Raw genomic sequence first — 14,252 nt, 5'->3', positions numbered from 1 at the left:
CTTAGTGCATCATCATGTTGTAGTTAAGGTTCCACATAATCCAGATGGAGCCCACAACCAGGATGGCGATGATTAGCACAGTAAAGACAAAGGCTGTCATGTTCCAACCTTCATCAGATTTGCTATTCATGTGCAGGAAGCACACCAGGTGCACCAGAATCTGTACCACTGCCATTGCCAGAATAGTTCCCAGAATGACGGCAGGAGAGGCAGAACCTGTCATGACCATCCAGAACGGAATAACCGTCAGGATTATCGACAGGATAAAACCTGTCATGTAGGTTTTTACGCTGCCATGGGATGCGCCGCCGCTCTCGTTAGAATGACTCATTACATCGCCCCCATCAGATAAACAACAGTGAACACACAGATCCACACCACATCCAGGAAGTGCCAGAACAGGCTCAGGCACATGATGCGGGTACGGTTAGTACTGGTCAGGCCGCGACGAGCAACTTGCACCATCAGCACCGCCATCCAGATAAGACCGGAGGTGACGTGCAGACCGTGCGTGCCGACCAGCGCGAAGAACGCAGACAGGAAGCCGCTGCGATCCGGGCCCATACCGTTAACAATCAGGTGATGGAATTCATAGAGTTCCATCCCGATGAATCCGGCACCGAACAAGAAGGTCAACGCCAGCCAGGAGATAACCTGGCTCTTGTTGTTCTTGTACATGGCGATCGCCGCCATGCCGTAAGTAATAGAGCTGAATAACAGCAGGAATGTTTCAACCAGAACGAACGGCAGTTCAAAAATGTCCTTACCTGTTGGGCCACCTGCGGTGCCGTTCACCAGAACGGCATAGGTTGCAAACAGAATAGAGAACAGAATGCAGTCGCTCATCAGGTAGACCCAAAATCCGAAGATCTTGGTCTGGCCTGCATCGTGGTGCCCGTGTTCGTGCGCGTGGGCAGTCGCGTGCGTTAAAGTATCAGTTGCCATTTTTCAGCCCTGCCTTAGTAATCTCATCGAAATGCTGGTTTTCCAGTTTTTCGACTTCCGGGACCGGCACGTAGTAATCCACGTCTTCATCAAAGCTTTTCACAATCCAGCTGATGATCATGCCTGCGAAGCTTGCAATCGCCAGCCACCAGATATGCCAGATCATGGCGAAACCAAACAGTGTTGCGAAAGCGGTAATGACGATACCGGCACCGCTGTTTTTCGGCATATGAATTTCTTCATAGTGCGCAGGCTGCTTGTACGCTTCACCTTTTTCTTTCATTTCCCAGAAGGCATCACGCTCGTGAACGTGCGGCACAACGGCAAAGTTGTAGAACGGAGGCGGGGAAGAGGTTGCCCACTCCAGCGTACGACCACCCCATGGGTCACCGGTCAGGTCGCGGTTCTGCTCGCGGTCGCGAATAGAAACGAAGATCTGAATCAGCTGGCACAGGATACCCAATGCAATCAGCGCGGCACCGCAGGCGGCAACGACCAGCATCGGATGGAACTGCGGGTCAATCTGCTGGCTGAGGCGACGGGTCATCCCCATAAAGCCCAGCACATACAGCGGCATAAACGCCACGAAGAAGCCGATGATCCAGAACCAGAATGCGCGTTTACCCCAGGTTTCGTTCAGCGTGAAGCCAAACGCTTTTGGCCACCAGTAGGTCATACCTGCGAAGCATCCAAATACGACGCCGCCGATGATAACGTTATGGAAGTGCGCAATCAGGAACAGACTGTTGTGCAGCACGAAGTCCGCACCCGGAACCGCCAACAGTACGCCGGTCATGCCGCCGACTGAGAAGGTAACGATAAAGCCAATCGTCCACAGCATCGCTGAGTGGAATACGATACGACCCTGGTACATGGTGAACAGCCAGTTGAAGATCTTCACCCCGGTCGGGATGGCGATAATCATGGTGGTAATACCGAAGAAGGCGTTTACGTTAGCGCCTGCACCCATGGTGAAGAAGTGGTGCAGCCAAACAACGAACGACAGAACGGTGATACAGACGGTTGCCCACACCAGTGAGGTGTAACCAAACAGACGTTTACGTGAGAAGGTTGCAGCGATTTCGGAGAACACACCGAAGACCGGCAGAACCAGAATGTACACTTCCGGATGGCCCCAGGCCCAAATCAGGTTGATGTACATCATCATGTTGCCGCCCATATCGTTGGTAAAGAAATGGGTGCCCAGATAGCGATCCAGGGTCAGCAACGCGACGGTAACCGTCAGGATTGGGAAAGACGCGATAATCAGGATGTTCGCACACAGCGATGCCCAGCTAAATACCGGCATCTTGAACATGGTCATTCCTGGCGCACGCATCTTAATGATGGTCACAAAGAAGTTGATCCCGGTTAGGGTTGTACCAATACCGGACAACTGGACTGCCCATATCCAATAATCGACCCCGACGCTTGGACTGTACTCTATTCCCGAGAGTGGCGGGTACGCCAGCCAACCGGTCTGTGCGAATTCACCCACGCCCAGAGACAGGTTAACCAGGATTACGCCGACAACGGTGAACCAGAAGCTCAGGTTGTTCAGGAACGGGAATGCAACGTCACGTGCGCCGATCTGCAGCGGAACCACCAGGTTCATCAGACCGATAACAAATGGCATTGCCACGAAGAAGATCATAATCACGCCGTGAGCCGTGAAGATCTGGTCGTAGTGGTGAGGTGGCAGGAAGCCCGCTTCACCTGCAGAAGCCAGCGCTTGCTGACTACGCATCATGATGGCGTCGGCAAAGCCACGAATCAACATGACGATTGCGACAATGACATACATGATGCCAAGGCGTTTGTGGTCAACCGAAGTTAGCCACTCTTTCCACAGGTAGGTCCACTTACCGAAGTAAGTGATTAGGCCCAGTAAGGCCGCACCACCGATGATAATGGCAGCGATCGTAACCATGACAATTGGTTCATGGAACGGCACTGCATCCAGCGTCAATTTTCCGAACATCGTATTCTTCCTCGGCCCCTTAGTGAGCGGATTCCGCGTGGCTCATGTCCATGCCTTCCATTCCTTCGTGTGCGCTGTGCTCACCTTCGGGTTGGGTCATGTCCATGCTCTTACCGTGAGCCATAAATTTGTTAATAACGTCTTTAAACAAATCTGGTTTCACGTTGGAGAAGTATTCCACCTGGTTGTATTCGCTTGGCACAGCCACTTTTTCGAACGCAGCCATGTCGCTCATGGTGTTCGTGGACTGTTTAGCTTTAGCAACCCATTGGTCGAATTCGGCGCGGTCCTTTGTTGCGATAGCCTTGAACTTCATACCGGAGAAGCCTGGTCCGCTATAGCTTGCGGAGATACCATCATAAGTACCGACTTCGTTGGCGATCAGATGCAGTCGAGTCTGCATACCGGCCATGGCATAAATCTGGCTACCCAGACGCGGGATAAAGAAGGAGTTCATCACGGAGTTGGACGTCACTTTGAACTCAACCGGAGTATTCGCCGGGAAGGCGATTTCATTCACGGTAGCGATACCTTGTTCCGGATAGATGAAGAACCATTTCCAGTCCATGGAAACCACTTCAATGGTAATGGGCTTCTCGTCATGCGCCAGCGGTTTGCTTGGCTCAAGAGCGTGAGTGGTTTTCCAGGTCAGTACGGCAAGGAAAATGATGATTAAGATCGGCACCGTCCAGACCACAGCTTCCACTTTATTGGAGTGTGACCAGTTCGGGCTGTACTTCGCATCTTTATTGCTTGCACGATACTTCCAGGCGAAACCAACAGCCATCAAGATGGCAGGAATAACGACAATCAACATCAGGCCAAATGCCGTCAGTATCAGTGAACGTTGTTCCAGTCCAATCTGTCCTTTAGGGTCAAGCAGCGCAGAATTACAGCCACTGAGTAATGCAGTGCCTGCAATTAATGACAACCATCCCAAACTTTTATTGTATTTCCTGAGTCTCATTTAACGACCTCAATTCCACGGGACCGGGTGGCGTTTAAAGTGTGAGGGCATTTTACGGGAAGGTTACATTACTGTAAACATCCTTGGATCTGTGTTACTGGGTTCTGCCGGGCATGTCACATATGTTGCAATATATGTCGTTTTGACTTTAAGAACCTGTTGCAACATCACGTTATAACGAAAGCGGGCAAGCGGGAGACGTGCTGAGGGCAATTGGTATAACCAATACGAAAATAAAACAATTGTTTAACAATTGATTATCAATAAAAAGACAATTGAAGAACAAAAAATAAATCTGTAGTGGCTGAATCGAGTAAGGGAAATAGTATATATAAAAGGCGTCAATAATTTCCAAATTCTTTGGCGCACAAAATAACAAATAATATTTTTAGTAATTGTTGTTTATTTAGCCGTTATAATTACGCAGGGTGATTACAACGGCGATATTAATGTGGATTTTTACGCCAGGCGGGTTTTGCGCAGTGCCAGATAATCCAGCAATCCACCAAAAACGACCCCGCAGACCGCGACCACCACCGAGATTTCCAGCAGTTCCGGCAGGAAGGAGAAGTGGGTGTAATCCAGCGCGTTCATGGTTAACAGCAGCAGCCAAACCACCAGCAGCCCGCAGCCCGCAACCAACGTCATTAATGCCAGGCTGTACGCGCCACGAAATTCCGTGCGCGGAATGAAGCTCTCATTTTGCCAGCTATGTTCCAGAGTCTGACGACAAACCAGCAGCAGTATGAGGCCGGGGATAGCGGCAAACACAGAGAACAAATAAAACGTTGGCCACCCGTGCGCTTCAACAAACCAACCTGCTACCGGGCCAACGTAAACGCGACCAACGGCTGAAAGCGCGGAGAGCAGAGCGAACTGGGTCGCTGAGAAGGACTTATTGCACAGCGTCATTAATAAGGCGACAAACGCTGCCGTACCCATGCCACCACACAGGTTTTCAAAGAAGACGGCGGCGGCCATACTGAACATGTGTTTGTCAGTGATGGACAATAACCAGTAGCCCGCATTCGACGCCCCCTGCAGGATGCCGAAAATCAGCAATGCGCGAAACAGCGAAAGGCGTTGCATCAGGATCCCGCCGTACAGCGCGCCAACGATGGTTGCCAGCAGTCCGAGCGTTTTATTCACCACGCCAACTTCACCCGCATCAAATCCGACGCCGCGGATTAAAAAGGTTGTAGTCAGGCTCATGGCAAAGGCATCCCCGAGCTTATACAGAACGATAAGCAGCAGAATTAGCCAGGCGTTGTTACGACCAAAGAAGTCGCGCAGCGGGGCCACAACCGCTTGCTCCAGCGTTTTGGGCACCGGAATGGCATCAGTCGGTTCGGGCGCTAGCAGGGTAGCGATGATGCAAGGTATCAGCAGCGCCGCCATCAGCCAGTACATTCCTTGCCAGCCCAGCCAGCGGTCGGCCATCCACAGAGCCAGCCCACCGGAAACCAGCATCCCTAAACGATAGCCCAGCACGCTGATAGCCGCGCCGGTACCGCGTTCTTCGGCGGGTAGCACGTCGGTTTTCCATGCGTCAAAGACGATATCCTGCGATGCCGAGCAAAACGCGATCACCACCGCAAGCGCGGCCATCCAGCGTAGCTGCGTGCCAGGCTCCAGAAAGCCCATCGCGGCGATAGAAATCAGTAACAGCACCTGAGTTGCCAACAGCCAACCACGGCGTCGACCTAAAAACGGCGGCGTGTAGCGGTCCATTAGCGGAGACCAGAGGAACTTAAACACGTAGGCCTGGCCGACCAGAGAAAAGAAACCGATGGTTTTAAGATCGATATTCTCGACTGTCATCCATGCCTGAAGCGTACCCGAGGTCAGTGCGAGTGGTAAACCGGAGGCGAATCCCAGTATGAGCAGGATAGCTGAACGTGGTTGCTGAAAAATACGTAAGTAATGACTGGACATGGGCTTCTATAGGCCCGACGAACGCCGGGCCATATGGGCAGAAATTAACGAGCGTTCTGCTTGATGAAATCGTGAACGCTGGTGTCCTGAGACATATCAGCGATGGTATCGGTCAGCACGCTGTTAACGGCGTCAGCGATATTTTTGTTAGAGGCCTGTAGTGCGCCTTCAACAGAATAGCTTGCGCGGTAGTTTTTGGTCATCTTGTTGCCGTTAGCAGCGGTCGCAATGATGGCGATGTCTGCCTTGGTGGCGATGTTATAGCGCACGCTACCCTGGGACACGTCTGCATACAGCTGGCTAACAATGATTTGCAGGTTAACAGCACCGTTTGGCCCAATCATATAACCGCGTGCGGTCATCTGTTTTTCCAGTACTTCTTGCAGCAGGAAGCGCAGATCGCGGGACGCGGTCAGGGTAACAAGCTGGTTGTCACGGGTAACTTTTGCCAGTGCCTGATCCTGACGCTGGTCGGCACCGTTGATGCTAACGGTCACACCCATCAGGCTCGGGTCCTGCTGTGGCAGGGTAATTTTCGGGGAAACTTCAATAGTGGTCGGCGGCGTTGCGCATCCAGCTAACATAAACAGCGCGACAAACGGGACGAGGATTTTTTTAAACATGCCAGGGCTCTCAGCGAATCTAAATTGTATGGTTGGAGAAAATTCCCGCCATCATAACATCGCCAACGATGAGGGGAAGTGGGTAACGCATGTAAATTCATTGTGTTGTCAGTTTTATGTCTTTGTGGAGACCATAAACGGACTTTTTGCAATAAATCGAAGTGAGGATTTAGTGAACTTCATCCATTTGGCTGAGAAAATCAGACAAACGCTAATTTTTTGTTGCTAAGGTGTAATGAAAGCGGTAAAAGCGGCTAGTATTTAAAGGGATGGGTGACATCTCAGCGTTGTCGGAGGAAAAACTTCATGATGATTCGTGAGCAAATAGAAGAAAAATTAAGGGCAGCGTTCCAACCCGTGTTCCTCGAAGTTGTGGATGAAAGCTATCGTCACAATGTCCCGGCAGGTTCTGAAAGCCACTTTAAGGTTGTGCTGGTTAGCGATCGCTTTACAGGTGAGCGTTTTCTGAATCGTCATCGGATGATTTACAGCACCTTAACGGTGGAGCTTTCCACAACCGTTCATGCACTTGCCCTGCATACCTACACCATTAAGGAGTGGGAAGCGTTGCAGGATACGATTTTTGCATCGCCTCCGTGTCGTGGGGCGGGAAGCATCGCGTAAAAACGGATTTGCAACAACCGACGTTTTTCCAGTATGTTGCTACAGATTATGTGAAAACGGCCTGCGGGCCGTTTTGTTTTGTCTGAATTCTGGGGCAGTCGTACAGTATTCAGACAAAAATTAGCCGGGAATTGTGAAAAAAGCCGCAGCAACGCGCGATAACCGTTCTCGACTCATAAAAGTGATGCCGCTATAATGCGCGTCTTATTTTTCGGAATGTCTTCGGGATGATTCTGACGACAGGGAATGTGATTGCTTATGAGAACATCCCAGTTCCGCGAAGCCAACAACCTGTGCTTGCGGAGAAGAGTTGACCGAGCACTGTGATTTTTTGAGGTAACAAGATGCAAGTTTCAGTTGAAACCACTCAAGGCCTTGGCCGCCGTGTAACGATTACTATCGCTGCTGACAGCATCGAGACCGCTGTGAAAAGCGAGCTGGTCAACGTAGCGAAGAAAGTGCGTATTGACGGTTTCCGCAAAGGAAAAGTACCGATGAATGTTGTTGCTCAGCGTTATGGCGCGTCTGTTCGCCAGGACGTTCTGGGCGACCTGATGAGCCGCAACTTCGTTGACGCGATCATCAAAGAAAAAATCAATCCGGCTGGCGCACCGAACTACGTTCCGGGCGAATACAAACTGGGTGAAGATTTTACTTACGCGGTAGAGTTCGAAGTTTACCCGGAAGTTGAGCTGACTGGCCTGGAAGCAATCGAAGTTGAAAAACCGGTTGTTGAAGTCACCGACGCTGACGTTGACGTGATGCTGGACACCCTGCGTAAGCAGCAGGCTACCTGGAAAGACAAAGACGGCGCTGCTGATGCAGAAGACCGTGTAACCATCGACTTCACCGGCTCTGTAGACGGCGAAGAGTTCGAAGGCGGCAAAGCGTCTGACTTCGTACTGGCGATGGGCCAGGGTCGTATGATCCCAGGCTTTGAAGAAGGCGTTAAAGGCCACAAAGCTGGCGAAGAGTTCACTATCGATGTGACCTTCCCGGAAGAGTACCACGCTGAAAACCTGAAAGGTAAAGCCGCTAAGTTCGTTATCAACCTGAAGAAAGTTGAAGAGCGCGAACTGCCGGAACTGACTGAAGAATTCATCAAACGTTTCGGCGTTGAAGATGGTTCCGTAGCGGGTCTGCGCGCTGAAGTACGTAAAAACATGGAACGCGAGCTGAAAGGCGCTGTGCGTAACCGCGTTAAGTCTCAGGCGATCGAAGGTCTGGTAAAAGCTAACGACATCGACGTTCCGGCTGCTCTGATCGACAGCGAAATCGACGTTCTGCGTCGTCAGGCTGCACAGCGTTTTGGCGGCAACGAAAAACAAGCTCTGGAACTGCCGCGTGAACTGTTCGAAGAACAGGCTAAGCGTCGCGTAGTTGTAGGTCTGCTGCTGGGCGAAGTGATTCGTACCAACGAGCTGAAAGCTGACGAAGATCGCGTTAAAGGCCTGATCGAAGAGATGGCTTCTGCTTACGAAGATCCGAAAGAAGTTGTTGAGTTCTACAGCAAAAATAAAGAGTTGATGGACAACATGCGTAACGTCGCTCTGGAAGAGCAGGCTGTTGAAGCTGTTCTGGCGAAAGCGAAAGTGACTGAAAAAGCCACTTCCTTCAACGAGCTGATGAACCAGCAGGCGTAATTCGTCGCTTATTTAGCACGAATTTCGTACGCAAGCCCGTCACCTTTTGGTGGCGGGTTTTTTTTTGTCACGGATTTTGCATGGGAAGAGTGCGAAAACAGCGTTTCAGTGTTAGCGTTACAACAAAAGATTGTTATGCTTGAATTATGGCGATGTCGTACCCATTACTGAGGGACTAGCTGATAATCCGTCCATAAGGTTACAATCAGCACAGCAGGTTTTTTCAAATTTTATCCAGGAGACGGAAATGTCATACAGCGGCGAACGAGATAACTTTGCACCCCATATGGCGCTGGTGCCGATGGTCATTGAACAGACCTCACGTGGTGAGCGCTCTTTTGATATCTATTCTCGTCTACTTAAGGAACGCGTCATTTTTCTGACCGGCCAGGTCGAAGACCATATGGCTAACCTGATCGTGGCGCAGATGCTGTTCCTGGAAGCAGAAAACCCAGAAAAAGATATCTACCTGTACATCAACTCCCCTGGTGGAGTGATCACTGCCGGGATGTCTATCTATGACACCATGCAGTTTATTAAGCCGGACGTCAGCACCATTTGTATGGGCCAGGCGGCCTCAATGGGCGCGTTCCTACTGACTGCCGGGGCGAAAGGTAAACGTTTTTGCCTGCCTAACTCTCGCGTCATGATCCACCAGCCTCTGGGCGGTTACCAGGGCCAGGCAACGGATATTGAAATTCATGCCCGTGAAATCCTGAAGGTAAAAGGGCGCATGAACGAACTTATGGCGCATCATACGGGTCAATCTCTTGAGCAGATTGAACGTGATACCGAGCGCGATCGCTTCCTCTCCGCTTCTGAAGCGGTAGAGTACGGTCTGGTCGACTCGATTTTGACCCATCGTAATTAATGCCCAGCGCGCAGGTGTACCGCTATAATTACCTGGAGCGGCACAACGCTGACTAGCGTCTTGCGCCTGAGAATGGCATTTGCGTCGTCGTGTGCGGCACAAAGAACAAAGAAGAGGTTTTGACCCATGACAGATAAACGCAAAGATGGCTCGGGCAAATTGTTGTACTGCTCTTTTTGCGGCAAAAGCCAGCATGAAGTGCGTAAGCTGATTGCCGGACCATCCGTGTATATCTGCGACGAATGTGTTGATTTATGTAACGACATCATTCGCGAAGAGATTAAGGAAGTAGCACCGCACCGTGAACGCAGTGCGCTGCCGACGCCGCATGAAATTCGCAACCACCTGGACGATTACGTTATCGGTCAGGAGCAGGCGAAGAAAGTGCTGGCGGTCGCGGTATACAACCATTACAAACGTCTGCGCAACGGCGACACCAGCAATGGCGTCGAGTTGGGCAAAAGTAACATCCTGCTGATTGGCCCGACGGGTTCCGGTAAAACGCTGCTGGCTGAAACGCTGGCACGCCTGCTGGACGTTCCGTTCACTATGGCCGATGCCACCACGCTGACCGAAGCTGGTTATGTGGGTGAAGATGTTGAAAATATTATTCAGAAACTACTGCAGAAGTGCGATTACGACGTGCAGAAAGCACAGCGCGGGATCGTCTATATCGATGAAATCGACAAGATTTCTCGTAAGTCTGACAACCCGTCCATTACCCGTGACGTTTCCGGCGAAGGCGTACAGCAGGCGCTGTTGAAACTGATCGAAGGTACGGTTGCTGCCGTTCCACCGCAGGGGGGGCGTAAACATCCTCAGCAGGAATTCCTGCAGGTTGATACCTCCAAGATCCTGTTTATCTGCGGCGGTGCCTTTGCCGGTCTGGATAAAGTCATTGCTAACCGTGTTGAAACGGGCTCCGGCATTGGTTTTGGCGCAACGGTAAAAGCGCAGTCTGATAAAGCCAGCGAAGGTGAACTGCTGTCGCAGGTGGAGCCGGAAGATCTGATCAAATTTGGTCTGATCCCTGAGTTCATCGGGCGTCTGCCGGTTGTAGCGACGCTGAGCGAACTGAGCGAAGAAGCGCTGATCCAGATCCTGAAAGAGCCGAAAAACGCCCTGACCAAGCAGTACCAGGCGCTGTTCAATCTTGAAGGTGTTGATCTGGAATTCCGTGAGGAAGCGCTGGATGCGATCGCCAAAAAAGCGATGGCACGTAAAACCGGTGCTCGTGGTCTGCGTTCTATCGTCGAAGCCGCGCTGCTTGACACCATGTACGATCTGCCTTCTATGGAAGACGTCGAAAAAGTGGTGATCGATGAGTCGGTGATTGGCGGCCAGAGCAAGCCATTGCTGATTTATGGTAAGCCGGAAGCGCAGCAGGCATCTGGCGAATAATTCATCAATTCATACAGACATTTAATTAATAAGGGGGGATTTTATCTCCCCTTTTATTTTTCCGTAAACATGGCGTTGAATGTGTGGGAAACATCCCCATATACTGACATACATGTTAAAGGTGGTGTGGAGCACAGTCGTACCACCTGATTACCTGGCGGAAACTAAACTAAGAGAGAGCTCTATGAATCCTGAGCGTTCTGAACGCATTGAAATCCCCGTATTGCCGTTGCGCGATGTGGTGGTTTATCCGCACATGGTCATACCCTTATTTGTAGGGCGGGAAAAATCTATCCGTTGTCTGGAAGCGGCTATGGACCATGATAAAAAAATCATGCTGGTTGCTCAGAAAGAAGCGTCAACGGATGAGCCGGGTGTAAACGATCTTTTCACCGTCGGGACCGTGGCCTCTATTTTGCAGATGCTGAAACTGCCTGACGGCACCGTAAAAGTGCTGGTCGAGGGGTTACAGCGCGCGCGTATTTCAGCGCTGTCTGACAACGGCGAGCACTTCTCTGCGAAAGCGGAGTACCTTGACTCGCCTGCTATTGATGAGCGCGAACAGGAAGTGCTGGTGCGTACCGCTATCAGCCAGTTCGAAGGCTATATCAAGCTGAACAAGAAAATCCCGCCCGAAGTGCTGACGTCGCTGAACAGCATTGACGATCCTGCACGTCTGGCGGACACCATCGCTGCGCACATGCCGCTGAAGCTTGCTGACAAGCAGTCCGTACTGGAGATGTCCGACGTTAACGAACGTCTGGAATATCTGATGGCGATGATGGAATCTGAAATCGATCTGCTGCAGGTTGAGAAACGCATTCGCAACCGCGTGAAAAAGCAGATGGAAAAATCCCAGCGTGAGTACTATCTGAACGAGCAGATGAAAGCCATTCAGAAAGAGCTCGGCGAGATGGACGATGCGCCGGACGAAAACGAAGCGTTGAAGCGTAAAATCGACGCGGCGAAAATGCCGAAAGAGGCAAAAGAGAAAGCGGAAGCAGAACTGCAGAAGCTGAAAATGATGTCTCCGATGTCAGCGGAAGCGACCGTAGTCCGTGGCTACATCGACTGGATGGTTCAGGTGCCGTGGAATGCGCGTAGCAAGGTCAAAAAAGATCTGCGTCAGGCTCAGGAAATCCTCGATACTGACCATTACGGTCTGGAACGCGTCAAAGACCGTATTCTTGAGTATCTCGCGGTTCAAAGCCGTGTGAATAAAATCAAGGGGCCGATCCTGTGCCTGGTTGGGCCGCCGGGGGTAGGTAAAACTTCTCTGGGACAGTCCATCGCTAAAGCAACCGGACGTAAATACATCCGTATGGCGCTGGGCGGCGTGCGTGATGAAGCTGAAATTCGCGGTCACCGCCGGACCTATATTGGTTCGATGCCGGGTAAACTGATCCAGAAAATGGCTAAAGTGGGCGTTAAAAACCCGCTGTTCCTGCTTGATGAGATCGACAAAATGTCTTCCGACATGCGTGGCGATCCGGCTTCCGCACTGCTTGAGGTGCTGGATCCAGAGCAGAACGTGGCGTTCAGCGATCATTACCTGGAAGTGGACTACGATCTCAGCGACGTGATGTTCGTTGCGACCTCTAACTCTATGAATATTCCCGCACCGTTGCTGGATCGTATGGAAGTGATCCGTCTGTCCGGGTATACCGAAGACGAGAAGCTGAACATTGCTAAACGTCACCTGTTGCCGAAACAGATTGAGCGTAACGCGCTGAAAAAAGGCGAGCTGACGGTCGACGATAGCGCCATTGTGGGCATTATTCGTTATTACACCCGTGAAGCTGGCGTGCGTAGTCTGGAGCGTGAAATTTCCAAACTGTGCCGTAAAGCGGTGAAACAGCTGCTGCTCGACAAGTCGCTGAAACATATTGAGATCAATGGCGACAACCTGCACGACTACCTGGGCGTACAGCGCTTTGACTATGGCCGCGCGGACAACGAAAACCGCGTTGGTCAGGTAACCGGTCTGGCATGGACGGAAGTGGGCGGCGATCTGCTGACCATCGAAACCGCTTGCGTACCGGGTAAAGGCAAGCTGACCTACACCGGTTCTCTGGGTGAAGTCATGCAGGAATCCATTCAGGCTGCGCTGACCGTGGTGCGCGCGCGTGCGGAAAAACTGGGCATTAATCCGGACTTTTACGAAAAACGCGACATCCACGTTCACGTACCTGAAGGGGCGACGCCGAAAGACGGTCCAAGTGCGGGTATTGCCATGTGTACCGCGCTGGTTTCTTGTCTGACCGGTAACCCGGTTCGCGCCGACGTGGCGATGACCGGCGAGATCACCCTGCGTGGCCAGGTTCTGCCTATTGGTGGTTTGAAAGAAAAACTGCTGGCAGCACACCGTGGTGGTATTAAAACGGTCTTAATTCCAGACGAAAACAAACGTGACCTGGAAGAGATTCCGGACAACGTAATTGCCGATCTGGACATCCATCCGGTGAAACGCATTGAGGAGGTTCTGACGCTCGCGTTGCAAAATGAGCCCTCCGGAATGCAGGTTGTGACCGCAAAATAGTGACCTCGCGCAAAGAGCACTAATAAAAACAGGGCTGGCAGGCCATTTCGGACTTGCCAGCCTTTTTTTGTATAGCTAATTTAGATGACGGATTGGGCTTGCCATCATTAACGGGTGTTGTAAGGGCATGGCAGGCCTGATATAACTGCTGCGCGTTCGCACTTTGAAGGATTCAGGTGCGATATAAATTATAAAGAGGAAGAGAAGAGTGAATAAATCTCAACTGATCGACAAAATTGCTGCAGGGGCTGATATCTCTAAAGCTGCGGCTGGACGTGCGTTAGATGCAATTATTGCTTCTGTTACCGAATCTCTGAAAGAAGGTGATGACGTAGCGCTGGTAGGTTTTGGTACTTTTGCCGTTAAAGAGCGTGCTGCCCGTACTGGTCGCAACCCGCAAACAGGTAAAGAGATCACCATCGCCGCGGCTAAAGTACCGGGCTTCCGTGCAGGTAAAGCACTGAAAGACGCGGTAAACTAAGTGATTTCCCCTTTGGGGATGTGACGAAGTACAAGGGCGCATCGACTGATGTGCCTTTTTTATTTGTAATTCCGGTACTTTCTACGCGTTGTGGGCTGACAATTGCCCCTGTTTCTTGTCACAATAGGCCTTTGTACGCAGCGTTCAGGAAACGCTATGCTGCGTGAAGCATATATACTCAAAATCCTTGCCGCCGCTGTGGTGACAACGCGCAGGCGGCTTGAGAGATAACGCGTATAGTC

12 protein-coding genes are annotated in these 14,252 nt (G+C 51.2%); 6 read left to right on the top strand and 6 right to left on the bottom strand.

What is annotated here, in order from left to right; genetic code table 11:
* Position 1: 1 nt before the first annotated feature.
* The 6 genes from HV314_RS19030 to HV314_RS19005 all read right to left on the bottom strand — a co-directional run bounded on the left by HV314_RS19030 (position 2) and on the right by HV314_RS19005 (position 6,451).
* Positions 2–331, bottom strand: a complete 330-nt coding sequence (locus HV314_RS19030) for a cytochrome o ubiquinol oxidase subunit IV (protein ID WP_003831006.1) — start codon at positions 329–331, stop codon at positions 2–4.
* On the bottom strand, positions 331–945 hold the full coding sequence (locus tag HV314_RS19025) for a cytochrome o ubiquinol oxidase subunit III (RefSeq protein ID WP_003831007.1): 615 nt from the start codon (positions 943–945) through the stop codon (positions 331–333). Before HV314_RS19025 ends, HV314_RS19030 begins: the two co-directional genes overlap by 1 nt.
* Positions 935–2,926 (bottom strand): cytochrome o ubiquinol oxidase subunit I, encoded by a 1,992-nt coding sequence (gene cyoB / locus HV314_RS19020; RefSeq protein ID WP_003831008.1) that lies wholly within the window; start codon positions 2,924–2,926, stop codon positions 935–937. Before cyoB ends, HV314_RS19025 begins: the two co-directional genes overlap by 11 nt.
* A 19-nt stretch (positions 2,927–2,945) precedes the next feature.
* On the bottom strand, positions 2,946–3,893 hold the full coding sequence (gene cyoA, locus HV314_RS19015; protein ID WP_003847580.1) for a cytochrome o ubiquinol oxidase subunit II: 948 nt from the start codon (positions 3,891–3,893) through the stop codon (positions 2,946–2,948).
* Between the two features lie 459 nt (positions 3,894–4,352).
* On the bottom strand, positions 4,353–5,828 hold the full coding sequence (gene ampG, locus HV314_RS19010) for a muropeptide MFS transporter AmpG (protein ID WP_115190891.1): 1,476 nt from the start codon (positions 5,826–5,828) through the stop codon (positions 4,353–4,355).
* Between the two features lie 44 nt (positions 5,829–5,872).
* Positions 5,873–6,451, bottom strand: a complete 579-nt coding sequence (locus HV314_RS19005; RefSeq protein WP_016152050.1) for a lipoprotein — start codon at positions 6,449–6,451, stop codon at positions 5,873–5,875.
* A 306-nt stretch (positions 6,452–6,757) separates the two neighbouring features.
* On the opposite strand from HV314_RS19005, the gene bolA reads away from it, so the two are divergent.
* The 6 genes from bolA to hupB all read left to right on the top strand — a co-directional run bounded on the left by bolA (position 6,758) and on the right by hupB (position 14,010).
* On the top strand, positions 6,758–7,075 hold the full coding sequence (gene bolA / locus HV314_RS19000) for a transcriptional regulator BolA (RefSeq protein WP_016152051.1): 318 nt from the start codon (positions 6,758–6,760) through the stop codon (positions 7,073–7,075).
* A 344-nt stretch (positions 7,076–7,419) separates the two neighbouring features.
* Complete coding sequence (gene tig / locus HV314_RS18995) at positions 7,420–8,718, top strand: trigger factor (RefSeq protein ID WP_003021622.1); 1,299 nt, start codon at positions 7,420–7,422, stop codon at positions 8,716–8,718.
* Positions 8,719–8,965: 247 nt separating this feature from the next.
* A complete protein-coding gene (clpP, locus tag HV314_RS18990) occupies positions 8,966–9,589 on the top strand; it encodes an ATP-dependent Clp endopeptidase proteolytic subunit ClpP (protein ID WP_003021624.1) in 624 nt (207 codons plus the stop codon).
* 126 nt (positions 9,590–9,715) lie between these two features.
* The gene (gene clpX / locus HV314_RS18985; protein WP_003831013.1) at positions 9,716–10,990 is read left to right on the top strand and encodes an ATP-dependent protease ATP-binding subunit ClpX; all 1,275 of its coding nucleotides are present in this window, start codon (positions 9,716–9,718) and stop codon (positions 10,988–10,990) included.
* A 184-nt stretch (positions 10,991–11,174) separates the two neighbouring features.
* Positions 11,175–13,529: an endopeptidase La gene (gene lon / locus HV314_RS18980; protein WP_016152052.1), complete on the top strand. Its 2,355-nt coding sequence runs from the start codon at positions 11,175–11,177 to the stop codon at positions 13,527–13,529.
* 208 nt (positions 13,530–13,737) lie between these two features.
* Positions 13,738–14,010 (top strand): nucleoid-associated protein HU-beta, encoded by a 273-nt coding sequence (hupB, locus tag HV314_RS18975; RefSeq protein ID WP_003021629.1) that lies wholly within the window; start codon positions 13,738–13,740, stop codon positions 14,008–14,010.
* Positions 14,011–14,252: the final 242 nt, after the last annotated feature.

This window comes from Citrobacter sp. RHBSTW-00887, from assembly GCF_013728095.1.
GTDB classification, from domain to species: Bacteria; Pseudomonadota; Gammaproteobacteria; order Enterobacterales; family Enterobacteriaceae; genus Citrobacter; species Citrobacter braakii.
Note: the sequence above shows the minus strand (reverse complement) of the source record. Positions and strands in the feature narration are given on the sequence as shown.

Excerpts from the sequence above, each read along its gene's own strand:
- HV314_RS19030 (WP_003831006.1), bottom strand. The coding sequence starts at position 331 with ATGAGTCATTCTAACGAGAGCGGCGGCGCATCCCATGGCAGCGTAAAA.
- HV314_RS19025 (WP_003831007.1), bottom strand. The coding sequence starts at position 945 with ATGGCAACTGATACTTTAACGCACGCGACTGCCCACGCGCACGAACAC.
- cyoB (WP_003831008.1), bottom strand. The coding sequence starts at position 2,926 with ATGTTCGGAAAATTGACGCTGGATGCAGTGCCGTTCCATGAACCAATT.
- cyoA (WP_003847580.1), bottom strand. The coding sequence starts at position 3,893 with ATGAGACTCAGGAAATACAATAAAAGTTTGGGATGGTTGTCATTAATT.
- ampG (WP_115190891.1), bottom strand. The coding sequence starts at position 5,828 with ATGTCCAGTCATTACTTACGTATTTTTCAGCAACCACGTTCAGCTATC.
- HV314_RS19005 (WP_016152050.1), bottom strand. The coding sequence starts at position 6,451 with ATGTTTAAAAAAATCCTCGTCCCGTTTGTCGCGCTGTTTATGTTAGCT.
- bolA (WP_016152051.1), top strand. The coding sequence starts at position 6,758 with ATGATGATTCGTGAGCAAATAGAAGAAAAATTAAGGGCAGCGTTCCAA.
- tig (WP_003021622.1), top strand. The coding sequence starts at position 7,420 with ATGCAAGTTTCAGTTGAAACCACTCAAGGCCTTGGCCGCCGTGTAACG.
- clpP (WP_003021624.1), top strand. The coding sequence starts at position 8,966 with ATGTCATACAGCGGCGAACGAGATAACTTTGCACCCCATATGGCGCTG.
- clpX (WP_003831013.1), top strand. The coding sequence starts at position 9,716 with ATGACAGATAAACGCAAAGATGGCTCGGGCAAATTGTTGTACTGCTCT.
- lon (WP_016152052.1), top strand. The coding sequence starts at position 11,175 with ATGAATCCTGAGCGTTCTGAACGCATTGAAATCCCCGTATTGCCGTTG.